The sequence below is a fragment of the Streptomyces sp. CB02056 genome, from assembly GCF_001905545.1.
GTDB lineage: Bacteria > Actinomycetota > Actinomycetes > Streptomycetales > Streptomycetaceae > Kitasatospora.
Window position 1 is genome coordinate 62,897 of the sequence record NZ_LIPD01000007.1, and the last position, 22,584, is coordinate 85,480.

Genomic DNA, 22,584 nt, shown 5'->3' on the forward strand with positions numbered 1-22,584 from the left:
GGCCCAGGCCGTGTGCTGCCCGGGTGCGGTACACCCAGGCAGCACACCGGGCCCTCGGCATAGCGTGGGCACATGACCGACAACCAGCTGGGTGAGTTCCTGCGGGCACGCCGTGCGGCCGTGCGGCCGGACGAGGTCGGGATGCCGAGCCATGGCGTGCGCAGGGTCGCCGGGCTGCGCCGCGAGGAGGTCGCCGTACTGGCAGGGGTGAACGCGGACTACTACACCCGGCTGGAACAGGGCCGCGAACGCCACCCGTCCGCGCAGGTGGTGGACGCGCTCAGCCGCGTGCTGCTGCTGGACACCGACGCCCGGGCGCACCTTCACCACCTGTCCGGAACCGCACCGTCCCGGCGGCCCGTCGCCGCCACCGACCGGGTCGCCCCCGCCCTGCGCGTCCTGCTGGACGGCTACCCCGGCACTCCGGCGTTCGTCATCGACCCGGCCCTGGACGTCCTGGCCGCCAACGCCCTGGCCGAGGCCCTGTATTCCCCCTTCGAAGCGATGGACAACCTGGCCCGCATGGTCTTCCTCGACCCGGCAGGTCGGCCGTTCCACCCCCGATGGGACCGGACGGCGGAGACAGTGGTGGGGCACCTGCGCCAGGCGTCCGGCGTCGACCCGGGCAGTCCGCGCCTACGGGCTCTCGTAGGCGAACCCAGCACGCGCAGCACGGACTTCGCCCGGCTGTGGAACACCCACACCGTGCGCGGCAAGACCCGCGAACACAAGCAACGTCCACCACCCGGACGTCGGCGGCATGACCCTCACCCACCACGCGTTCGACGTGCGGGACGCCCCCGGCCAGCAGTTGATCATCTACCATGCCGAACCCGGCAGCCCCAGCGCCGAGGCACTCAGCCTGCTCGGCTCCGTGCACGCCACAGCGAACCGCGCCAACCGGCCCGCCGGGTGACAGCCTGCTCCGTGACGCCCGGCGAGTTTGCCTTAACCTTCATCCATTGCAACGGGGCGTTGCGTTCGAGGTCAGCGTCATTGCATCAGTTTACCGCTACTGAGCTGGCATAATGCCTTTCATGCGATTGACGCCACGTCAGGAAAAGCCGTAGCTTTCCAGTTATCCGAACGTGCGGCAACGCGAAACGAGGCACGGCCATGGGGGAATCCCCGCACACCGTCACGACCATGCCGGCGGCACGCCGCCCCGGCTGTCCCTTCGACCCGCCCGCCGAGCTGATCGACGCCCGCCGGCACGGGCCGATGAGCCGCTACACCTTCCCCGGCGGGAAGCCCGGCTGGCTGGTCACCGGCTACGACCTGGTCCGGGCGGTGCTGGCCGACACCCGGTTCAGCTCGCGCAAGGACCTGATGCTCCACCCGACCATCGACTACGGCGACTTCCAGATCCCGCCGGCGCCGCCCGGGGAGTTCGTCCTCATGGACGAGCCCCAGCACAGCCGCTACCGCAAGCCCCTGACGGGCAAGTTCACCGTCCGGCGCATGCGGCTGCTCACCGAGCGCATCGAGCAGGTCACCGCCGCCCGCCTGGACGCCATGGAGGCCGCCGGGCCTCCGACCGACCTGGTGACCGCGTTCGCCAAGCCCATACCCGCCATCGTGATCTGCGAACTGCTCGGGGTGCCGTACGAGGACCGGGGCTCCTTCCAGGAGCAGGTCGACTCGTTCATGAACGGGGAGACCAGCGACGAGGACCTCATGGCTGCCTACGCCGCGACCCAGGAGTACCTGGCGGAACTGGTGGCCGCCAAGCGCGCCAACCCCACCGACGACGTGCTCAGCGACCTCACCGACAGCGACCTGACCGACGAGGAGCTGAAGGGGATCAGCCTGATCCTGCTCGCCGCCGGTCTCGACACCACCGCGAACATGCTGGCCCTCGGCACCTTCGCGCTGCTGCGCACCCCGGACCAACTGGCCGCGCTGCGCGCCGATCCCGCGCTCGCCGACCGGGCCGTGGAGGAGCTGCTGCGCTACCTGAGCGTCGCCAAGACCTTCATGCGGACGGCCCTGGAGGACGTCGAACTCGGCGGCCGGACCGTCAAGGCCGGCGACCGGCTGATCCTCTCCTTCAACACCGCCAACCGCGACCCCGAGCGCTTCCCCGATCCCCACGTGCTCGACCTGAGCAGGCAGGACGGCGGACACCTGGCCTTCGGCCACGGCATCCACCAGTGCCTGGGCCAGCAGCTGGCCCGCATCGAGATGCGGGTCGCCTTCCCCGCGCTGCTCGGCCGCTTCCCCACGCTGCGGCTGGCCGTACCGCCCGAGGAGGTCGCCCTGCGCCCGGAGCTCGCGGACATCTACGGAGTGAAGAGCCTCCCCGTCACCTGGGACGCGTGACCGATGAGGATCACCGTGGACGTCGACCGCTGCATCGGCTCCGGAATGTGCGCCCTGACGGCCGGCGAGGTCTTCGACCAGCGCGAGGACGACGGCACCTCGGTCGTACGGCAACCCGACCCTCCCGCCGAGGCCTTGGACGCGGTGCGCGAGGCGGTCGCCCTGTGCCCCGCCTCGGCGATCAGCCTGTCGGCCGACCTGTGACGGCCGGGCCGGTCCGACACATGATCGTCCGGTCGTCTCGCGGAGCCCGAGGCCCCGGGAGGGCCTGCGGCGCCAGGGCCCGCGGCCGGGCGTTCGGTGGCCGTGACCAGCGCCGACGGTCTCGCCTTAGGATGCGGGACATGAACAGCACCACGCCGCCGCACGGAGAGCCCATACCGACGACGCGGCGAACCCGCTGGCAAGAGGCGGGGCAGAGCGGGAACTACGGCAAGCGGTTCGCCGACCTCATCTCCGCCGGCGAGGACGTCGACGGTGAGGCCCGGCTCGCCGACACGCTCCTGCCGCGCGGCGCCCGGGTGCTCGACGCCGGCGCCGGCATGGGCCGGGTCGCCGCGGCGCTGCTGCGGCGGGGGCACGACGTGGTCGCGATCGAGCCCGACCCGGCCCTGGTCCGGCAGGCCCGGGAGACCTACCCCGGGCTGGCGATCGAGGAGCGCGACATCCTCGACCTCGGCCCCGACGACGGCCCGTTCGACCTGGTCGTCTGCGTGGGCAACGTCATCGTCTTCCTCGCCGAGGACACGGAACGCAGGGCACTGGGCGCGATGCGCGACGTACTCGGCGAGAACGGCCGGATCCTGGTCGGCTTCCACCTCCAGGACCCGCCACCGCACGCCCGCACCTACCCGGCGGCGGAGTTCGAGGCGGACCTGGCCGCCGCCGGACTGCGCGTCGACCTGCGGGCAGGCACCTACCAGCTGCACCCCGCGAACGACGCCTACGGCGTCTGGGTCCTGAGCCGGGCCCAGGCGTAACGCCACCTCCCGGGGCCCTGCCCAGCCGCCGGGACGGTGCTCCCGTCCGTCAGGCGCGGGCGACGGCCCTGCGCAGGCAGTAGGCGGCGGCACCGGCCGCGATCACCGCGGCTCCCCACAGGACCGAGGAGGGCGGCAGGGCGAAGGCCAGGAGCACGCAGCCGACGGCGCCGACGACGGGCACGATCCGCACGGGGCCCTTCACGGGGGTGAGGGTCCAGGCGGACGCGTTCGCGATGGCGTAGTAGGCCAGCACACCGAAGGAGGAGAAGCCGATCGCGCCGCGGACGTCCGTGGTGGCGGCCAGGACCGCGACCACCGCGCCGACCGCGAGCTCGGCGCGGTGCGGCACCTGGAAGCGCGGGTGGACGGCGGCCAGGACGTGGGGCAGGTGCCGGTCGCGGGCCATCGCCAGGGTGGTGCGCGAGACCCCGAGGATCAGCGCGAGCAGCGAGCCGAGCGCCGCGACGGCCGCCCCGGTGCGCACGACCGGGGCGAGCGCGGGGACGCCGGCGGCACGCACGGCCTCGGTGAGCGGTGCGGCGGTGTGGGCGAGCCGGTCGGGCCCGAGCACGGCGAGCGCGGCCACGGCGACGGCCGCGTAGACGACGAGCGTGATGGCGAGCGCGGTGGGGATCGCCCGGGGGATGGTCCGCTTCGGGTCGCGGACCTCCTCGCCGAGGGTGGCGATGCGCGCGTAGCCGGCGAACGCGAAGAACAGCAGGCCGGCGGCCTGGAGCACCCCGCCGAAGGTCGCGTCCGTACCGACGGCGAGCCGAGCGCCCTCGGCGGCGGGGCCGGTCAGGCAGGCGGTGACCACGGCGGCGAGCACCGCCAGGACGACGGCGACGATCCCCCGGGTCAGCCACGCGGACTTCCGCACGCCGACGTAGTTCACCGCGGTGAGCACCACCACCGCGGCGACCGCGACCGCGTGCGCCTGTCCGGGCCACACGTAGGAGCCCACCGTGAGGGCCATCGCCGCGCAGGAGGCGGTCTTACCGACCACGAAGCCCCAGCCCGCCAGGTAGCCCCAGAACTCGCCGAGCCGCTCACGGCCGTAGACGTAGGTGCCGCCGGACTCCGGGTAGCGGGCGGCCAGCCGGGCCGAGGAGGTGGCATTGCAGTACGCCACCACCGCGGCCAGGGCGAGGCCCGGCAGCAGACCGGACCCGGCCGCGCCGGCGGCCGGGGCAAGCGCGGCGAAGATCCCCGCGCCGATCATCGACCCGAGCCCGATCACCACGGCGTCGAACACGCCCAGGTGGCGCCCCAGCTCCCCGGCCCGGGCCACTGCCGGTGTCCCCATCGCTCGCTCCTCGACCACGGCGCACGGCCGTTCCGGACTTCGGTTCCGGCGCACGCTATAGGAGCAAGGTGTCGAGCCGGCCTCGCGGACCGGACCGAGGCGAGGGCCTGGCCACCGCCCGCGAGCCAGGACGCCTCACCGTGAGTCGGCACGAGCCCGCGGGTCGGTCCCCGCGGAGCACGTCATCCGACCTCGCGGGTGGCGGACCGGGCCGGGGCACCGAGCACCCGCCGCAGCTCCTCGACGCTCGGCGCCCCGTCCACCCGGCCGTCCGCACTCCGGTAGAGCCGGCAGGACACGCTCGGCGGTGTTCCGGGGGCGGCGAACGGGTCGTTCCCGTCGACCAGCAGGGTGGGCGAGCCGTGCATGCCCAAGCGTTCGGCGTCCTCCTGGTCCTCGACCACGTGCCGCACCAGCCCGACGCCCGGCAGGTCGGCCAGCACCACGGCGAGCCGCTCCGCCAGCACCGACTCGTTCGGGCACTGCGGAACCGTCAGCATCTCCAGCCGCACGGCCGCCACCTCCTTCGTCCTCGTCGTCAGCACCGTTCACGCTAGACCGGATCACCGCCCGGCGCGGTGGGTGCCCGGGATTGGCGAGGTGAGGGGTCAGGCGGCCGTCACGTGGCCCCACTCTCCGCATGAGCCGAAAGGTAAAGATTCTACCAAGTGTGCAAGTATGCCAGGGGCGGAGGACTATGCTTTTCGAGGTTTGAAGAAGGCACCTCGTTCGGTGAGGCTTCTTCACGGACACAGGCCACTGATCCGACGACGTCGAGAGACGCCCAGGGTCAGGACAGATCCTCCCGACCTAAGGGTTGATCCGAAGTGGCTTCCGGCCTATGCGGCCGGACACGCCGTGGAGTGCCAAAGCTCTGACGAGTTGGGGTGAGTCGGCCGCTGTTTCCGCGCGCCGGCGAACTCCTTGCCGTGTCGATCACACGCACCACGGGGTGCGTCGACCGGGAGGAGGCGAGAGACATGGATTGCAGTAGTCCGGGCCACAGTCGGCCCTTCCCGCGCCTGCCCTCGTACACCTCCGGCACGCGGTAGCCACCTTCCCCGCGCGCACACGCGCCGCTGCGTCACGCCCGCCCGACGGCTTCGCCGTGCCCTGCGGCGTCGCGTCCTCGCAGCGCGCAGCGCGGTCTCCACCGGTTGCGATATCGGCACGGGTGCCCCGCGCACCTACCCGCCGATCGTGACGGTCGTGGTCGTCATCACGATCGTCCGGACCGCCCCGGGCAGCTGACCCACCGCGCCGGGGGCACCGACCGCGTGCCACCGTCCGTCCCCCTCCTCCCGTGAAGGAGGTGCCGTCGTGCACACCCTGACCACCGTCGACTTCCTGGTACGGCTCGCCACCGGCGTCGCCTGCGGCGCGCTGATCGGCGTCGAACGCCAGTGGCGGGCCCGGATGGCCGGCCTGCGCACCAACGCCCTGGTCGCCGCCGGCGCCACCCTGTTCGTGCTCTACAGCGAGGCCGTCGGCGACGCCGCCAGCCCCACCCGGGTCGCCTCCTACGTCGTCTCCGGCATCGGCTTCCTCGGCGGCGGCGTCATCCTGCGCGACGGCGCCGGCGTACGCGGCCTCAACACCGCCGCCACACTCTGGTGTTCGGCCGCCGTCGGAGTGCTCGCCGCCTCCGGCAAACTGCGGTTCGCCGTCCTCGGCACACTCGCCGTCCTCGTCGTCCACCTGGTCCTGCGCCCCGCCGGCCGACTCCTCGACCGGGCCCCGCAGGCCAGCAGCGACCCCGACTCCACCACCCGCGCCACCGTCCACCTGGAATGCGACCGCAAGTCCGAGACCCACATCCGGGCCCTGCTGCTCCAGGCCCTCGCCGCCTCCGGACTCGCCCCGACCGGCCTGCGCGCCCGCCGCACCGACAACGGCGACGCCACCAGCCTGCGGGCCACCGTCGCGATCACCCGACAGATCGCCCCGGCACTCGAACAGGTCGTCACCCGCCTGTCGTTGGAGCCCGGCGTACGCGACCTGCACTGGCACCTCGACGACGGCCGCGACGCCGCCGAGCAGTCGACAGCCGGGCATCCGACAGCGGCGGAGCCGGCACTCGCCTGAAAGCGGCCCACTCCCAGCCGCCCGTCGAAACCACCCCGACCGCCCCGACCGAGAGGACACCGCAGTGATCACGGCCCTCGACCACGTCCAGCTCTCCGCACCACCCGGCAGCGAGGCACTGCTGCGCGCCTTCTACGGCGACGTCCTCCAGATGGCGGAGCTGCCCAAGCCCGGGCCGCTGACCGGCCGCGGTGGCTGCTGGTTCGCCGCCGACGGCGGCCGGGTCCGGCTCTACCTCGGCGTCGAGGAGCGCTTCCGCCCCAGTACCAAGGCCCACCCCGGCCTCGCGGTCTGCGAGATCGACGACTTCGCCCACCGGCTCGCCGAACTCGGCGCGCACGTGGTCTGGGACGACAGCCTGCCGCCCCAGCGCCGCTTCTACACCACCGACCCCGTGGGCAACCTCCTGGAGTTCGTCGAAGCCTCGGCCCCCTGACCGGACGGCGCCGGGCGCGTCACAGCGCGGCTTCCGCCCCGGGTTCGAGCTCGAACTCGGCGTCGTCGGCGTCGTAGTCGTACAGCTCCGCGTACCGACCCCAGTCGATGGCGGTCTCCAGCTGCCGTCGCGCGCCGACCGGGTCGAAGCCGCGCCGCAGCAGGTCGAGGAAGAGGCCCTCGCGCAGGGTGTGGTCCTCGGTGGCCGCCAGGGACTGGACGATGGCGCGCACCAGCGGGGCACGGCGGGCGGCCAGCCGGGCGAAGAGCTGCTTGCTGGCGAGGATGTCGGCGGCCGCGAACTCCCGGCCGACGCCGGTGACCGCGATCCGGCCGGCCATGGTGGTGGCCAGGCCCAGCAGGACGGCGGCGTCCACGATCGGCAGGAGGTCGTCCACCTCGAAGTTGAGCTCGTCGGCGATCTCCGCGAGGCTCTCCTCCCCGCCCATCGCGAGCAGGATCTCCAGCAGGCCGGCGAGGCCGCCCACGCTCGCCTGCGGCAGCGGGACGGTGATCGGGGTCTCGACCGGACGGGCGGCCGGTCCGGCGCCGGCAGCCGTGCCCTCCTCCCGCCCGGTGAGGATGCCGTAGACCGTGTCGACCAGCGCCTCGAACTGCGGGGTGCGGCGGTCGCGGGGCCGGGTCAGGTCCACCGTGAGTTCGGCGCGGATCCGACCGGGGTTGGAGGAGAGCACCAGGATCCGGTCGGCGAGCAGCACCGCCTCCTCGATGTTGTGGGTGACGATCAGGATCGCCTTGACCGGCGCCTCGTGCCCTTCCCACAGGCCCACCAGCTCGGAGCGCAGGTTCTCGGCGGTCAGCACGTCCAGCGCGGAGAACGGTTCGTCCATGAACAGCGCGTCCGGCTCGACCACCAGGGCCCGGGCGAACCCGACCCGCTGCCGCATGCCTCCGGACAGCTCCTTGGGGTAGGCGCCCTCGAAGCCGTCCAGCCCGATCAGGTCGATCGCGTCCAGCGCCCGCCGGCGCCGCTCCTCCTCCCCCACCCCGCGGGCCCGCAGGCTGAGTTCGACGTTCTGCTGGACCGTCAGCCACGGCAGCAGCGCGAACGACTGGAAGACCATCGCCACCCCGGGGTTGGCGGCGGTGAGCGGATCGCCCCGGTAGGAGACGGTGCCGGACGACGGGGCGATCAGGCCGGCCAGGCAGCGCAGCAGGGTGGACTTGCCGGAGCCGGACTTGCCGAGCAGGGCGACGATCTCGCCCTCGACCAGGCGCAGGCCGATGTCCTCCAGCACCGGCAGGGCCCGCCCGTCGGGGGTGGTGAAGGTCTTGGTCACGCCGACCGCCTCGACGATCGGGGTGTGGACGGTGCTGGTGGTCATCGCGCTCCCTCGGTCCTCGGCCTCTCGGTCCCTCTGTCTCGCCGTCCCGCTGTCTCGCCGCCCCTCGGTCTCTCGGTCCCTCGGCCCCTCGGTCAGAGTGCGTAGCGGGTGTCGGCGATCCGGTAGAGCCTGCGCCACAGCAGGCGGTTGAGGGCGACGACGTAGATGCTCATGACGCTGATCCCGACCAGGATCCTCGGGAAGTCGCCGGTGGCGGTGGCGGCGGTGATGTAGGCGCCGAGCCCGGTCGCGGTCAGGTGGTGGGATCCGTAGTCGACGACCTCGGCGACGATCGAGGCGTTCCACGCGCCGCCCGCCGCGGTGATCCCGCCGGTGACGTAGTACGGGAAGACCGCCGGCAGGATGAACGCGCGCCAGCGCAGCGTCCCGCCCACCCCGAAGCCGGTCATCGCCTCGCGCAGGTCGGAGGGGATCGCGTAGGCGCCGGCGATGACGTTGAACAGGATGTACCACTGCGCGCCCAGGGCCATCAGCAGCACCGCGCCGACGTTCAGCGAGATGCCCACCGCCACGAAGAGCACCGTGGCGAAGGGGAAGAGGAAGTTCGCGGGGAAGCTCGCCAGCACCTGCACCACCGGCTGGGCGAAGCGGGTGACCTTGGGGTTCATGCCGATCCACACGCCGATCGGCACCCACACCACGGTCGCCGCGACGAGCAGGACCACGACCCGGCCGAAGGTGACCGCGCCCAGCCACAGGGCGTGCACGAACTCGCCCAGCCCGACCGTGGCGTCGACGTAGTCGAGGGCCCGCCAGGTGCCGAGCAGCACCACGGCCGTCACCGCGCCCGCGAAGAACACGTCCCCGGTCCGCTCGCGCGCCGCCGGAGGGGCCAGCGGGTGCTCGGCCAGGCCGAAGGCCCGGGTGCCGCGGTCGAGCGCCGTGCCGACCGGCCGCAGCGGCCGTCCGAGCAGCTCCGGCACGCTGGAGCGGCGCAGGAGGTCCAGCACGGCGCTGCGGGGCCGCTCGGCGGCCTCCGACTCCTCCACCCGGAACCGCTCCGACCAGGCCACCACCGGCCGCCAGAACAGCACGTTCACCCCGACCACCATCACGACCATCACCGCGATCGCGATGCCCACCTTCCCCAGGTCCCCCTCCTGGATCGCGGCGGCGGCGTAGGACCCGATGCCCGGCAGGGCGTACTGGTGCCCCAGGACCCTGATCGACTCGGACGCGGCGAGGAAGAACCACGCCCCGCCGAAGCTCATCATCCCGTTCCACACCAGCGGGATCATCCCGCCCGGCACGTCCAGCTGCCAGAACCGCTGCCACTTGGTCAGCCGCATCACCCGGGACGCCTCGTCCAGTTCCCCGGGCTGGCTGGTCAGCGAGGCGTAGAAGGCGAACGTCATGTTCCACGCCATCGACGTGAAGATCGCGAAGATCGACGCGCACTCCAGCCCCAGCGTGGAACCGGGGAAGAGGTTGATGAACGCGGTCACGGTCACCGACAGGAACCCCAGCACGGGCACCGACTGGAGGACGTCCAGCACCGGCAGCAGCACCTTCTCCGCCCGCCGCATCCGGGCCGCGGCCGTGGCGTAGACGAAGGTGAACAGCACGGAGACGACGAGCCCCACGAACATCCGCAGCAGGGACCGCACCGCGTAGTACGGCAGGTCCGACGGGTCGGTCGACACCGTGGACGGCGCCTGCTCCGGCAGGAACGGCGCGTCCAGCGACGGGGCCAGCCGCAGCAGGCCGTACAGCAGCCCCACCAGCGCCGCCGTCACCAGCACGTCCACCCAGCGCAGTGCCGGGCGCCGCCACACGCCGCGGGAAGGGAACCCGCCCTCGCCCGACATCCGCACCACCATCCGAAGCCCCTGGTCACCGCCGTCCGCGCCACTGAACCACGCCCGACCCGCCGGACCGCCCATCCCCGGGCACGCGACGGGACCGCTCACCGGCACGGACCAATGCCCCGGGCCCGGGCCCGGTGGTGTCTCAGGCCGCGAGGCCGACGTCGAGGACCCGGGCGGCACCGGCGGGGCGATAATTCCGGCCGCTCTCCGCTGCCCGCCTGTTAGGCTCCGCGGGTGTTCATCGTGATGTTCATCTGACGGTCCTGGGTCCCTCCCGCCCAGGTTCTGATCCGTCGAGGGTGCGGTTCCGCATGCCCTCCGGACTTCGATCACCGTCAGACGTCGGCGGCCGCGCACACGACTCCGGCCGCGCATCATCGGAGCCTCCTCATGCTCGCAGTGCTTCTCCTTCCCGGCGCGCTTCGCGCCTTCCTCCCCGCCCTGGTCGCCCGGTCCGCCCTGGCGATGGGCGGCCTGGCCCTCCTGCTCGCCGTCCAGGCCAGTACGGGTTCGTACTCCCAGGCCGGCTTCGCCACAGCGACGTTCGGGATCGCCAACGTCGTCGCCGCCCCCTGGCGCGCCCGGGCCGTCGACCGGCTCGGGCAGCGGATCGCGCTCACCGCCATGGCGGCAGGCCAGGCCTCGGGGTTCGTCGCCCTCGCGCTCATCGCGGGAACCGAAGGCGTCCCGGATGCCTGGTTCCTCGTCCTCGGCGCGGTGGTCGGCCTGACCGCGCCGCCCCTGGGAGCCGCGATGCGGATGATCTGGGCGTCGCTCACGACCGCCGGTGACCAGCGGACGAAGGCGTTCAGCATCGACGCGGTCTGCGAGGAACTCCTCTTCGTCGGCGGTCCCGTCGTCATCACCGCGGTCATCGTGGCCACGTCTCCCGCCACCGGACTCTGGGTGACCGCCGCCACGGTCTTCCTCGGCACCGCGGCGATGACGTCCAGCGCGTCGTCGGGGGCGCTGCGCGGAACCGGAGGGGGTGTCGCGCGGGGTGACCGCCCGCTCCAGCAGCCGGGATTCGCACGGGTGTTGACCGTCCTCGTGGGCGTCGGCGGCGTGCTCGGCGTCGCGGAGATCGCGGCGCCGGCCGTCGCCGCGCAGCGTGACGCCGTCGCGGCCTCGGGCTGGCTCCTGGCGGCCTTCGCCGGCGGAAGCGCCCTCGGCGGGTTCCTCTACGGGCAGCTGAAGCTCACGTCGGGCATCGGCGCGAGGCTGTTCACCCTGTGCACCGGCATGGGGCTCGCCGCGGTGCTCGTGTCCCAGCTGCACCCGCTCGGTCTCTTCGCCGTGGGCCTCGCCCTCGTCGGCCTCTTCCTCGCCCCCTCCCTCATCACCGGGTACCTCATCGCCGACACCGTCGTCCCGGAGTCCGGCCGGACGGAGGCGTCGACCTGGATCAACACCTCCGTGAACCTCGGCGCCTCGCTGGCGTCCGCCGCGGCCGGAGTCGTCATCGACAGGTCCGGCGGCTGGTTCGCCCTCCTGCTCATGGGAGCGATCGCTCTCGCTCTCGCCACGGCCGCGCCGTTCGCACGACTGCGCGAGATGGAGCGGCCTGCGGCCCCCGCTCCCGATCGTTGCGAGAACGGCTGACGATCCCGTTGGCGTCACCGACGCCGACACCGGGTCCGGACCGGCCACGACGAGCGACGAGGCCGCAGCCCGGGAGCTGCGGCCTCGTCACGGTGAGGAGCGTTTCAGTGCCGAACGCCGCCGTGGCACAGCCGGGCGGTGTGGACGGTGTCGGCCGTGAGGTAGAAGGCGTCAGGACGTCCGAGGATGCCCGCGGACGTGTCGCTGTCCAGGAGCTGCTCCAGCGTTGCGCGGTCCTCCGGATCCAGCCGGTCACCGATCCGGTCGCGCAGCCGGGTCAGACGCAGGTGCAGGTACTCCCGCGCCGACATCCCGAGGGGGGACGTGAGATCGGTGAAGAAGCTGCGCGTCCCGCTGGGGACGAGCCCGGCACGGGCGAGCATGGCCGGCCAGTCCTCCACCGTCGCGGCCGCGCCCGGCAGTTGGTCGCGCATCGCGCCGAAGGCATCCTCGGCGGCCGCGTCCAGGCGGGCCTGCAAGCCCGGACGCCCCGTGCCGATGTCGCGGGGCAGGAAGCGCGGGGGAAGCCCGCTCTCGGCGACGGCGAGGAGCCCGCCCGGCCGCAGGCAGGCGACCAGGGAGCGCAGTGCCGCCTGCTGGTCCCCCACCTGCTGGACGCCGTGACGGCTCCAGATCAGGTCGGCGGCACCCAGCGCGTCGAACTCGCCGCTGATGTCCGTCAGTTGAGTGACGACGCGGTCCGCCACCCCCTGAGCCGCCGCACGCGAACGGACCTGCTCCAGGAGGCCGGGCGACCGGTCGACGGCTACGACCTCGGCGTCCGGGAAGGTGCGCGCCAACAGGCAGGTCACCACGCCCGGCCCGCTGCCGACGTCCAGCACCCGGTGGACGGGGGCGTGTCCGCCGCCGCCGATCCGCAGCAGACCCCGCAACCACTCCACGGCCCGCAGGAGAGCGGGGGCGTGCACGCCGGCTTCGCGTTCCCGGAGCGCGCCGGAGGCGTCCCACCCGAGGTCCTGGTCGTGCTGCGGGTTCATGAGTCCATGCCTTCCTTCGTGGGTCGGTCCGGGTCCGCGCTCAGCGGAGGAAGGGGGCGAGCTGGCGCTCCAGAACCGGCTTCGGCGCGGCACCCGTCCACGCCGTCGAGACGGCGCCGTCGGCGTAGACCACGAAGGCGGGGATCGACGTGACCCCGTACCGCTCCGCCAGTCCGGGCTCCTCGTCGACGTTGATCTTGACGACGTCCAGGACACCCGCGTGCTCGGCGGCCAACGCCTCGACGATGGGAGTGACCCTGATGCACGGCCCGCACCACGCGACCCAGAACTGGACCAGGACGGGGTGCTCCGCCTTCAACACGCGGGCGGGGAAGGTCTGTTCGGTGACACTCTCCACGAAGCGGGTGGACTTTGCGGCCATGGCGGGGCTCTCCTCTTCCGGTGCGTTCGCGCACGAGCGCCGCTCCCGGCGGGACCGGACCGGGACCGGGGCGGCGCTCGAACCTCAGCTCCGAGGGTGCGCCCGCAATCGCGGAGGCGGCAAACAGACTTGCCGTTTTCGCAAATATGCTTCCTGACTCAGGGAAAGTGCGGGGGCCGGGGCACGTTCGGTCTACGCCGCGCCCGGGTCGTGGAGCGACGCGTCGGCGGGCCCCTGACGGAAGCCGGTGAACCGTACCTGCAGGCCCTCGCGCTGCGGGGAGCAGCAGAAGGGGCCGGCTGATGCCACCGCCTCCGGTGCCAGCGGGGCGAGCCGGACCATGCGCCACGGGTCGTCGTCGCGGCGGGCCCGGATCGTCAGGGCATCGCCGACGCGGCTGGCCCGGACGGTGATGCGGCGCCCGCTCCAGTCGGGCACAGGGGCCAGGGACCAGTCCGACTGCCCGCGGGTGACGACGGCGCCCAGGTGCGGGACGCCGTCCGTCATCTCCACGCCGGCCTTGATCCACGTCCGCTCGTCCACCCGGACCATGAGTCCGGCCTGGTCGTAGAGGGCGTCGAAGTCGGCGACGAAGGTCACTTCGACGGCGCTGGCGTCCGGCAAGGGGGTCAGCAGCGCGTGCCCGTCGTCCCGGACGAAGCCGTAGCTGGTGGTGCGCCAGAAGTCGCTGCGGTCCCGGGTGGTGACGAGCAGCCCGGAGCCGTCGTGGACGGCGTCCAGCGGAGGGTTGAGCCAGGTCGCGTCGTCCCAGCCGATGGTGTGCTGATCGCTCATGTCTCTGCTTCCGTTGTGCGGGTGGGGCGCTCGGTCGGTGTTCGTCGGCCCCGGACTCCTCCGCGCCCGTCGACACGAGGGGAACCCGTCGCGCGGCGGGCGTCTACGGGTGGTGGCGGGCGTCGGCGTGGCGTCCCGTCAGCAGGCACCCGGGGGCCAGGAGGATGCCGGCCCCACCGCGCCCGTGCCGGACACCGGCCGCCCCCGGCCAGGGTACTGGCCAGGGTTCGACACTGGCTCGACGGGCCCGTGGTCCCGGGATCGTGGTCGGTGGACGCCGCACGGCTTCCACGGCCGCGAAGGAGCTGACGGGGGTGGGGCCTGTTGGCAGGGGCTTCCGGCGTCGGCACGACCGCCCTGGGGCCCGCACGCCGACCAGCGCCGGGCGCCTTGCCGGCCTGCCGGAACCACGGGTGGACGGGCTCCGCGACGACGACGCCCGGACGTTGCTCGACTCGATGCCGCCCGGTCCGGTGCACCCCCGCGTGCGGGACGCGATCGTCGTCGAAGCACGCGTCAACCCGCCGGCGCTGCGGGAGCTGCCGCGCGGTGGGAACGAAATCAGGAAGGGGCAAGGGGACATGACCGGGTTCCAGCGATGGGGCGTCACCACGGCGATGGTGGGCCGCGAGGACGAGCAGGCGGAGCTCGCGGCGTTCGTGACGGCCGCGACGGGCCAGGCGCTGGTCCTGCGGGGGGAGACGGGGGTCGGCAAGAGTTCGTTGTTGAGCCACGCCGCCGCGCTGGCGGAGCGGGAGAGCCAGGTCGTCATCCGGGCCGCCGGTGTCGAGGCGGAGTCCGAGCTGCCCTATGCCGGGCTGCACCAGGTCCTCCATCCGCTGCTCACCGACGTCGCGCGGCTGGACGACGGGACCCGGGCGGTGTTCGACGCCGTGTTCAGCGGAGTGCGGGGCGATCCGCCGTCGGTCATGGCACTCGGCATCGCCGTGCTCAGCCTGCTGTCGCTCTCCGCCGCGCAGCGGCCGCTGCTGCTGGTCCTCGACGACGCGCAGTGGCTGGACGACTCCAGCGCCGACGTCTGCGGCTTCGTGGGCCGACGCCTGGCCGGCGGCCCGGCGAAGATGCTGGTCGCGGTCTGCAGCGACATCACGTCCCGCTTCGACACCGCCGCACTGCCCGAACTGCCGGTCACCGCCCTCACCGACGAGGACGCGGCCCGCCTGCTGGACCACCGGTACCCGGAGCTGAGCCGACAGGTCCGTCGAATCGTCCTGGAGCGGGCCCGGGGCAACCCGCTGGCCCTGCTGGAGCTGCCCGCCCACTTCGCCGGCCGGTCGAGCGATCTCCCGGTCGAAGACCTGATCGGTCAGCACGGCGTGCCGTTGCCCCGACGGCTGCAACGGCTGTTCGGCACCCGCATCGCCGCCCTCGACGAGCGGGTGCGGACCGAGCTGCTGATGGGCGCGCTCGACGGCGCCGGGGCCCCGAGCGGCACCGACACCGTCCCCGGCACCCGTTACAGCATGCGTGACGCCGACACGGCGGTGGCCGCGGGGCTGCTGGACATCGAGGTGGTCACCGGCGATCTCGTCTTCCGGCACCCGCTCGTACGGTCCGCCGTCGTGCGGATGGCCACTCCCAACCAGCGCCGCGCCGCCCACCTGGCGCTGGCACAGGTTCACCGGGAGAACCTCGAACGCCGGGCGACGCACCTGGCGGCGGCAACGGTCGATCCGGACGAGGACGTCGCCGACATCCTGGAGGCGGCGGCCGAGTCGGCGACCCGGCGCGGCGGCGCGCTGGCGGCCGTGGCCTGGCTGACCCGGGCCGCCGAGCTCAGCGAGACCCACACCGGCCGGTCCCGGCGCCTGGCCGACGCGGCCTTCGTCGCCGCTCACGCCGCCCGCCTCGGCCAGGCGCACCGGCTGGTCCAGGCGGACCTCACGCCCGGCTCGACGGGGTCGCCGGCCTCGGTGCTGGCGGCCGCCTACCGGGCGCTCCACCAGGACGGGGACGTCCGCTCCACGCACCGCCAGGTCTCGGCCGCGATCGAGAAGCTCCGGGACGGCGGGTCGGCCGTCGCGTCGACCGTCGGCGAAGCCGAACCTGACGAGGTCCTCACCCGGCTGGTGGTCCTGCTCCTGACGATCAGCCAGTACAGCGGGGACCGCGCGGCCTGGGAGAGCACGCACGAACTCCTCGCCTCCCTGGGCAGCCTCCTCACCCGACGCTCGCGTCTCTACAGCGGCACCTGGAGCGACGTGACCAGGCACGGAGCCGGCTTCGCCGGGCCGGTGCGACAGGCCGCCGCGACCCTGCCGGACCTGGAACCCTGGGACGTCACGCAGTTCGGCGCGGCCGCGTACCACCTCGACCTCCTGAGCCACTACCGCCCCCACCTGCAGCGTGTCGTCGACCGCGAGCTGGAGACCGGGGCCGTGGCAACCGGCATGGTCATGCTGCACCAGATCATGCTCGACCAGTTGACGGTCGGAGAATGGGCCGAGGCCGAGGACACCGGACAACGCGGCCTGGACCTGGCGACCGAGCACGGCCACCAGCTGTTCGCCGCCCAGAGCCGCGCGTACCTGGCCCAGCTCGCGGCGCTGCGCGGACAGGTCGGGCGGGCCCGGGACCTGCAGGCCGAGGTGGACGCCTGGGCCCGCCCGCGCGGACTGGGATTCCTGACCCAGGTCGCCGACTCCGCCGGCGCGACCGCCGCGCTGAGCTCCGGCGACTACGAGACCGCGTACCTCTACGCCATCGGCATCACCCAGCCGGGTGAGTTCCGGCCCTACGCCTACCAGGCCTCGCGCACCCTGCTCGATCTCGTCGAGGCCGCCCGGCACACCGGACGCGTCGACCAGGCCCGGGCGCACGCCCTCGCCGCCCGCGACGCCGGTCTGCCGGAGGTGTCGCCCCGCCTGGGGCTGATCACCTACGGCGCGCTGGCGATGACCGCCGAGGACGAGCGGGAGGCCGCCGAGATGTTCACGCGGGCCGAATCCCAGCCGGAGGCCACCCGCTTCCCGTTCGAGCTGGCCCGGATCCGGCTGGCGCACGGCATCCGGGTGCGCCACGTCCAGGGCCCGGCCCCGGCGCAGCAGTACCTGGTCCCGGCGGCCGAGGTGTTCGAGCGGCTGGGCGCGGCCGGCTGGACCGAGCGGGCCCGGGCCGAACTGCGCGCCACCGGGGCCCCGCCCCGCGTCCCGACGCTGACCGTGGCCCCGCTGACCTGGCAGGAACGCCGCATCGCCGACCTGGCCGCCGGCGGCCTGACGAACAAGGAGATCGGCGCGCGGATGCACCTGTCGCCGCGTACCGTCAGCTCGCACCTGTACCGCGTCTTCCCCAAGCTGGGCATCACGGCCCGGGCGGCACTGCGCGACGCGTTGAGCCGGACCGACGCGGCGCAGGTCTGATGCCCGCGCTCACCCCTGTGGGGCCACGGCCTCGACGCCGTTGGCGGCCAGCCAGCCAAGGACGTGGTCGGCGACCGAACGCCAGCCGCTGTCGAACACCAGGGAGTGCCCCCGATCGGCGAACTGCTTCAGGTCCGTCACGGCGGAGGAGTCGCCGTAGAGCTTGTAGACCGAGCGGGTCACGGCGTCCGGGACCATCCGGTCCTCCTGGCCGGAGACCAGCAGCAGCGGTCCGCGCGCCGTATTGGCCGTGTCCACGACGGTGCCGGCCGGCCCGGTGGCGGTGCCGTCGAGTCCGAGGTCCGCGAGCAGCCGGAGCGGGGCCGGGACGGCGTACCGGTCGAAGAGCTGCTCGGCCTCCCCCTCTCCGACCGTGTTGACGACGAGGTGTCGGAACCGGGCGCGCGGCAGCTGCCCGAAGCCCGGGTGCCGGGTCGGGCCGGCCGACATCAGCGGCCACGGCCGGGACCGGCCGTCGGCCGGCGGCACACCGCCGGCCGGCAGCGGCGCGAGGGCGACGGCGGCGCGGCCGAGGTCGGCCCCGAGGAGGTGCTGGGCGATGAGGCCGCCGGCCGAGTGCCCGATGAGGACCGGCGGGTCGTCGAAGCCGCGCACGACCTGCTCGTAGTGGGCCACGAGCGCGGCGAGCCCGAGGTCGCGCGGCGGGCCGGGATCGCGGCGGGCCTGGTCGACGGTGTGGGCTTCGCCGGGCCAGCCCGGGACGCACACCGCGTAACCGTACGCGGTGAACCGCTCGGCCCAGCCCTCCCAGGAGGACATGTGGAACCACGCACCGTGGATGAGGACGACGGGGGTTTGTTTCACGGCCAGACCTTCCGAATTGCACGCACGACGATCCGCCGGCATCACGGCGCTCCATCGAGGATCACCGAGCGGCAGGCCGGCGGACACAGTCGAATGACTGAATCCGGCGGCCCGACAGACCCTTCGCGGGTCCGCGGGCGTCTTCCCGCGTCTCGACGTCATGTGACCGATGCGTCCGGCCGGCGGCCGGAGAACAGTGGAGGCACCAGCGGGTCTCCAGGAAGGATCAGACATGATCGACAGGCGTGCCTTCACCAAAGCGGTCGGTCTCGGCGTGGGCGCCACGGCCGTGTCGGTCGGCGCGGTCTCGAACGCGCCTGCCGCCCTCGCGGCCGGTTCCGACCGGCCCGGCCGCCCGGCCCCGGTCGTCCCGGCCGTCACCGCGGGCACCCACACCACGTTCACCGACCTGAAGCGGGTCCAGGCCGGCGTGCTCGACATCGGCTACGCCGAGGCCGGGCCGAAGCACGGGCCCGTGGTCATCTGCTTGCACGGCTGGCCCTACGACATCCACAGCTATGTCGACGTGGCGCCGCTGCTGGCGGACGCCGGCTACCGGGTGATCGTGCCGTACCTGCGGGGCCACGGCACCACCACCTTCCTGTCCCCGACGACCGTCCGTACCGGGCAGCAGTCCGCGATCGCCCTCGACGTCATCGCCCTGATGGACGCCCTGAAGATCCCCGAGGCGGTGCTGGCCGGCTTCGACTGGGGCTCGCGGGCCGCCGGCACCGTCGCGGCGCTGTGGCCGGAGCGGGTCAAGGCCCTGGTGGCGGTGAGCGGTTACCTGATCGTCAACCTCCCCTCGCAGAAGAACCCGCTGCCGCCGAAGGCCGAGCGCACCTGGTGGTACCAGTACTACTTCGCCACCGACCGCGGCCGCGTCGCCATGGAGACCAGGCAGAACCGGCACGACCTGTGCCGACTGGTGTGGGAGGAGACCTCCCCCACCTGGAGGTTCGACGACGCCACCTTCGAACGCACCGCGGCGGCGTTCGAGAACCCCGACTACGCCGCCATCGTGATCCACAACTACCGCTGGCGTCTGGGCCTGGCCGACGGCGAGCGCCGCTACGAGCACTACGAGCGGCTACTCGCGGCCCGACCGCCCGTCACGGTGCCGGCCATCGCCGTGGACCCCGCCCTCGACCCGTTCCTGCCCACCACCGACGGCAGTGGGTACCGGAAGTTCTTCACCGGCCCCTACGAGCACCGCGTCCTCACCGGCATCGGCCACAACGCGCCGCAGGAGGCGCCGACGGCGTTCGCCCAGGCCGTGGTGGACGCCGACCATCTGTGACCCCTGCTGATCCCGCACGGCTGTCACCGCATGGCCGTCACCGCATCGCCGTCACCGCACGGCCGTCACCGCACGGACAGGGCGCCGTCGATCTCTCGACGGGAGGAGATCCCCAGCTTGGCGAAGACCTTGCGCAGGTGCCACTCGACCGTACGGGGGCTGAGGAACAGGTGCTCGCCGATCTCCGCGTTCGGGTGCCCGGCGGCCGCGAGGCGGGCGATCCGCGCCTCCTGCGGGGTCAGGACCGGCGCGCCGACGGTCCTCTTGCGAACCGTCTCACCGGTGGCGAGCAGCTCACGCCGGGCCCGCTCGGCGAAGCCCTCCATACCCGTGCGCCCGGCCGCCTCGTACGCCGCCCGCAGCTCGGTACGGGCCTGCGCGCGCCGGTTCCGGCGGCGCAGCCACTCCCCGTACAGCAGTCGGGCCCGGGTCTCGAACACGCCGAGCCCACCGCGGCCGAAGTGGTCGACGGCCTCGCGGTAGCGGTCCTCGGCCTGCTCGGGTGCTCCGGTCAGGGCTTCGGCGACCGCGTGCGCGCCCAGGGCCCAGGGCGTGCCGGCCCGGCTCCAGTCGGCGAGCCGCTCGCGCGCCCCGGCCGCCACGGCCGGCTCGCCGGCCCTGGTCGCGGCCTCGACCAGCTCGCCGCACGTCCAGACGTGCACCACGAGGTCCTGGTACTCCCCGCCCCGGAGCGCCGCTTCCATGGCGAGCGGATAGTTGCCCAGGCCGTTGTGGAGCACAGCCCTCGCGCACGCGGCTACGCCGACGAGTCGGCCCAGGCCGCGCTGCTCGCCCTCGTGCTCCATCGCCTCGATCGCTTCCAGGGCCGGTCGTTCCCGTCCCTGGTACGCGCTGATCAAGGCCGCCGTGGCCGTGCGCGCCACCGAGCCGGTGACCTTGTCCAGGGCCGCGGCCTCGGCCAGCAGGTCGCCCGCTGGGGAGAAACGCCCCGCGAAGCCCAGCGCGGACGCCTGATAGGGCAGCGCCGTCGAGAGGAGCGACAGGGTTCCCGTCCGGCGTGCGAAGCGGACCGCCCGGCCGCCGATGTCCAGCCAGCCCTGGAGATCGCCCAGCTCCGCGGCGGCGTTCGCGGCCGCCCACAGGACGGACGGATCCTCCTCGTCGGTGAGGGAGCGCAGCGCCCGTGCCAGCTGCGGGAAGACGGCAGCCGGCCCGTCCACGCTCCGGGCGACCAGGGCCCTGAGGAAGACTCCCGCCGGCTCGTCGCCGGGCGGCAGGTCCCGAGCGGCCTCGGCGACCCGGCGCAGTGCGCCTTCGTCGTACCGGCCGACCCAGATGGCCGCGTCGTACGCCGCGAGGCAGGTCTCCCGCGCGAGGGCCGGGTCGAGGTCCCTGAGCCGACCCGCCGCGTCGAGCAGCGGCTGCACCGCGCCCCTCCCCGAGTCGGTCATGGACGACGCCTTGGCCCGCAGCCGGCCGGCATGGGCCTGCTGCAGCCGGTCCAGCGGCCCCAGCTCCGCGGCGGCGAGCAGGTCGGGCACCCGGGCCGGCACGCCCGCCGCGACATGGGCCGCCGCGGCCGCCAGAGCGCGCCGCGCCCGCGCCTCCGGACAAGGGGTGAGCGCGGCGGCACGCTCCAGGAAAGAGGCGGCGGCCGCCCTGCCGCCGCGTGCCAGGGCCCGGTCGGCGGAGCTCTCCAGTGCGGCCGCCACCTGTTCGTCCGGCCCGACCGCGGCGTGGGCCAGGTGCCAGGCCCGCCGGTCGGGGTCGCGCTCGGCGTCGGTGGCCTCGGCCAGGGCCGCGTGCGCCGCATGCAGCGCCGCGGCATCCGCGCCGCGCCACACCGCCGAACGCACCAGCGGGTGCCGGAACCGCACAGCGGCTCCCAGGGTGATCAGGTCCGCGGCCTCGGCCGGCGCCACGGCCTCCGGCCCGATGCCCAGCAGACGCAGGGCGTGCCACAACAGCGGCCCGTCGCCGACCGGTTCGACCGCCGCGACCAGCAGCAGGGCTCGGGTGTCGGCCGGCAGGGCGTCGACGCGCCGGCGGAAGCCGTCCTCGAGCCGGGTCGCCAGCGGGCCGGCGCCGGGCCCGCCGAAGCCGAACGCCAACTCCGCCGGCGACAGGCCCCGGGGCAGCTCCAGCAGGGCGAGCGGATTCCCGCCGGTCTCGGCCACGATCCGGTCCCGTACCCGGGCGTCGACCGGCCCCGGCAGCACGCCGTCCAGCAGCGCCCGGGCGTCGGCATCGGCCAACCCGCCCAGCGGAAGGTCCGGCAGACCGGAAAGGCCCTCGTCCTCCGCCTTCCCGTCGGTGATCCGCTCGGCGAACACCAGCGCCACCGATTCCGCGTCCAGCCGGCGCCCGACGAACGCCAGGATTCGCCGGGACATCAGGTCCAGCCACTGCGCGTCGTCGACCAGGCACACCAGCGCGGACCGGGCCGCCGCCTCGGCGAGGAGACCGAGGACCGCGAGCCCCACCAGCAGCATCTCGGGCGGGTTTCCCGTGCTCAGGCCGAACGCGACCCGCAGCGCGTCCTGCTGCACCTCCGGCAGCCGGCCGAGGTGCGACAACAGCGGGGCGCACAGCCGTTGCAGGGCCGCATAGGCGAACTCGGCCTCGGCCTCGACACCGGCCGCGCGTACCACCTGCCACTGCCCCGCCTGCCCGGCCAGATGGTCGAGCAGCGCCGACTTGCCGACACCCGCCTCACCCCGCAGCACCAGCACCCGGCTGCGCCCGTCGCCCACCTCGCGCAGCAGACGGTCCAGCACCTCCACCTCCCGGGTACGCCCGATGAGCTGGTGGTTCGCGGACTGCGGCATGGCACCTCCGGGGAGAGTTCCTCCCGGAGGAGCTGCACCCATCCTACGAAGGGCGGGGCCGGCCGAGTCGCACGGGTTCCGTCACGACCGGCGCGCGGCGGTCAGCCGATGGCACGCGCGGTGGTGCGGGGCCCGGCACCACCGCGCCGTGTCACCTCAGCGTCCTGAAGGCGGCGCGGAGTTCTTCGGCCAGGAGCCGCGGCT

At 73.6% G+C, this 22,584-nt stretch carries 17 protein-coding genes, 1 pseudogene and 1 riboswitch; of the genes and pseudogenes, 9 read left to right on the forward strand and 9 right to left on the reverse strand.

Annotated features, from left to right (window positions below; genetic code table 11):
• The first annotated feature begins 72 nt into the window (after positions 1 to 72).
• The 4 genes and pseudogenes from AMK13_RS19385 (at position 73) to AMK13_RS19400 (ending at position 3,302) form a co-directional block, all read left to right on the forward strand.
• Positions 73 to 916, forward strand: a pseudogene (locus AMK13_RS19385) (helix-turn-helix transcriptional regulator).
• Between the two features lie 200 nt (positions 917 to 1,116).
• Positions 1,117 to 2,322, forward strand: coding sequence for a cytochrome P450 (locus AMK13_RS19390; RefSeq protein ID WP_074003378.1), 1,206 nt, complete (start codon positions 1,117 to 1,119; stop codon positions 2,320 to 2,322).
• 3 nt (positions 2,323 to 2,325) lie between these two features.
• Complete coding sequence (locus AMK13_RS19395; RefSeq protein WP_074003379.1) at positions 2,326 to 2,526, forward strand: ferredoxin; 201 nt, start codon at positions 2,326 to 2,328, stop codon at positions 2,524 to 2,526.
• 140 nt (positions 2,527 to 2,666) lie between these two features.
• Positions 2,667 to 3,302: a class I SAM-dependent methyltransferase gene (locus AMK13_RS19400; RefSeq protein WP_074003380.1), complete on the forward strand. Its 636-nt coding sequence runs from the start codon at positions 2,667 to 2,669 to the stop codon at positions 3,300 to 3,302.
• 49 nt (positions 3,303 to 3,351) lie between these two features.
• Here AMK13_RS19400 and AMK13_RS19405 read toward each other — a convergent pair whose 3' ends face one another.
• Both AMK13_RS19405 and AMK13_RS19410 read right to left on the reverse strand, forming a co-directional pair.
• The gene (locus AMK13_RS19405) at positions 3,352 to 4,611 is read right to left on the reverse strand and encodes an APC family permease (RefSeq protein WP_074003381.1); all 1,260 of its coding nucleotides are present in this window, start codon (positions 4,609 to 4,611) and stop codon (positions 3,352 to 3,354) included.
• Positions 4,612 to 4,793: 182 nt separating this feature from the next.
• Positions 4,794 to 5,156: a hypothetical protein gene (locus AMK13_RS19410; protein ID WP_198959392.1), complete on the reverse strand. Its 363-nt coding sequence runs from the start codon at positions 5,154 to 5,156 to the stop codon at positions 4,794 to 4,796.
• 172 nt (positions 5,157 to 5,328) lie between these two features.
• Positions 5,329 to 5,505: riboswitch (M-box (ykoK) riboswitch) on the forward strand.
• 426 nt (positions 5,506 to 5,931) lie between these two features.
• Here AMK13_RS19410 and AMK13_RS19415 point away from each other — a divergent pair.
• A complete protein-coding gene (locus AMK13_RS19415; protein WP_074003382.1) occupies positions 5,932 to 6,696 on the forward strand; it encodes an MgtC/SapB family protein in 765 nt (254 codons plus the stop codon).
• A 64-nt stretch (positions 6,697 to 6,760) separates the two neighbouring features.
• Positions 6,761 to 7,132: a VOC family protein gene (locus AMK13_RS19420; RefSeq protein ID WP_074003383.1), complete on the forward strand. Its 372-nt coding sequence runs from the start codon at positions 6,761 to 6,763 to the stop codon at positions 7,130 to 7,132.
• A 19-nt stretch (positions 7,133 to 7,151) separates the two neighbouring features.
• On the opposite strand, the gene AMK13_RS19425 is transcribed toward AMK13_RS19420, so the two are convergent.
• Together AMK13_RS19425 and AMK13_RS19430 are read right to left on the reverse strand one after the other, a co-directional pair.
• A complete protein-coding gene (locus tag AMK13_RS19425) occupies positions 7,152 to 8,477 on the reverse strand; it encodes an ABC transporter ATP-binding protein (RefSeq protein ID WP_074003384.1) in 1,326 nt (441 codons plus the stop codon).
• Positions 8,478 to 8,569: 92 nt separating this feature from the next.
• Complete coding sequence (locus AMK13_RS19430; protein WP_338016309.1) at positions 8,570 to 10,318, reverse strand: ABC transporter permease; 1,749 nt, start codon at positions 10,316 to 10,318, stop codon at positions 8,570 to 8,572.
• A 378-nt stretch (positions 10,319 to 10,696) separates the two neighbouring features.
• On the opposite strand from AMK13_RS19430, the gene AMK13_RS19435 reads away from it, so the two are divergent.
• Complete coding sequence (locus AMK13_RS19435) at positions 10,697 to 11,908, forward strand: MFS transporter (protein WP_074003385.1); 1,212 nt, start codon at positions 10,697 to 10,699, stop codon at positions 11,906 to 11,908.
• Between the two features lie 104 nt (positions 11,909 to 12,012).
• Here AMK13_RS19435 and AMK13_RS19440 read toward each other — a convergent pair whose 3' ends face one another.
• The 3 genes from AMK13_RS19440 to AMK13_RS19450 form a co-directional block, all read right to left on the reverse strand.
• A complete protein-coding gene (locus tag AMK13_RS19440) occupies positions 12,013 to 12,906 on the reverse strand; it encodes a class I SAM-dependent methyltransferase (RefSeq protein ID WP_074003386.1) in 894 nt (297 codons plus the stop codon).
• Between the two features lie 40 nt (positions 12,907 to 12,946).
• A complete protein-coding gene (locus AMK13_RS19445) occupies positions 12,947 to 13,288 on the reverse strand; it encodes a thioredoxin family protein (protein WP_074003387.1) in 342 nt (113 codons plus the stop codon).
• Positions 13,289 to 13,480: 192 nt separating this feature from the next.
• Positions 13,481 to 14,083, reverse strand: coding sequence for a DUF1349 domain-containing protein (locus tag AMK13_RS19450; protein ID WP_074003388.1), 603 nt, complete (start codon positions 14,081 to 14,083; stop codon positions 13,481 to 13,483).
• 617 nt (positions 14,084 to 14,700) lie between these two features.
• On the opposite strand from AMK13_RS19450, the gene AMK13_RS19455 reads away from it, so the two are divergent.
• The gene (locus AMK13_RS19455) at positions 14,701 to 17,466 is read left to right on the forward strand and encodes an ATP-binding protein (protein WP_074003787.1); all 2,766 of its coding nucleotides are present in this window, start codon (positions 14,701 to 14,703) and stop codon (positions 17,464 to 17,466) included.
• A 9-nt stretch (positions 17,467 to 17,475) separates the two neighbouring features.
• On the opposite strand, the gene AMK13_RS19460 is transcribed toward AMK13_RS19455, so the two are convergent.
• Positions 17,476 to 18,291 carry an alpha/beta hydrolase gene (locus AMK13_RS19460; protein WP_074003389.1) on the reverse strand — a complete coding sequence of 272 codons (816 nt, stop codon included), beginning with the start codon at positions 18,289 to 18,291 and terminating at the stop codon, positions 17,476 to 17,478.
• 232 nt (positions 18,292 to 18,523) lie between these two features.
• On the opposite strand from AMK13_RS19460, the gene AMK13_RS19465 reads away from it, so the two are divergent.
• Complete coding sequence (locus tag AMK13_RS19465) at positions 18,524 to 19,591, forward strand: alpha/beta fold hydrolase (protein ID WP_074003390.1); 1,068 nt, start codon at positions 18,524 to 18,526, stop codon at positions 19,589 to 19,591.
• A 65-nt stretch (positions 19,592 to 19,656) separates the two neighbouring features.
• On the opposite strand, the gene AMK13_RS19470 is transcribed toward AMK13_RS19465, so the two are convergent.
• Complete coding sequence (locus tag AMK13_RS19470) at positions 19,657 to 22,380, reverse strand: AAA family ATPase (protein WP_074003391.1); 2,724 nt, start codon at positions 22,378 to 22,380, stop codon at positions 19,657 to 19,659.
• Between the last annotated feature and the right edge of the window lie 204 nt (positions 22,381 to 22,584).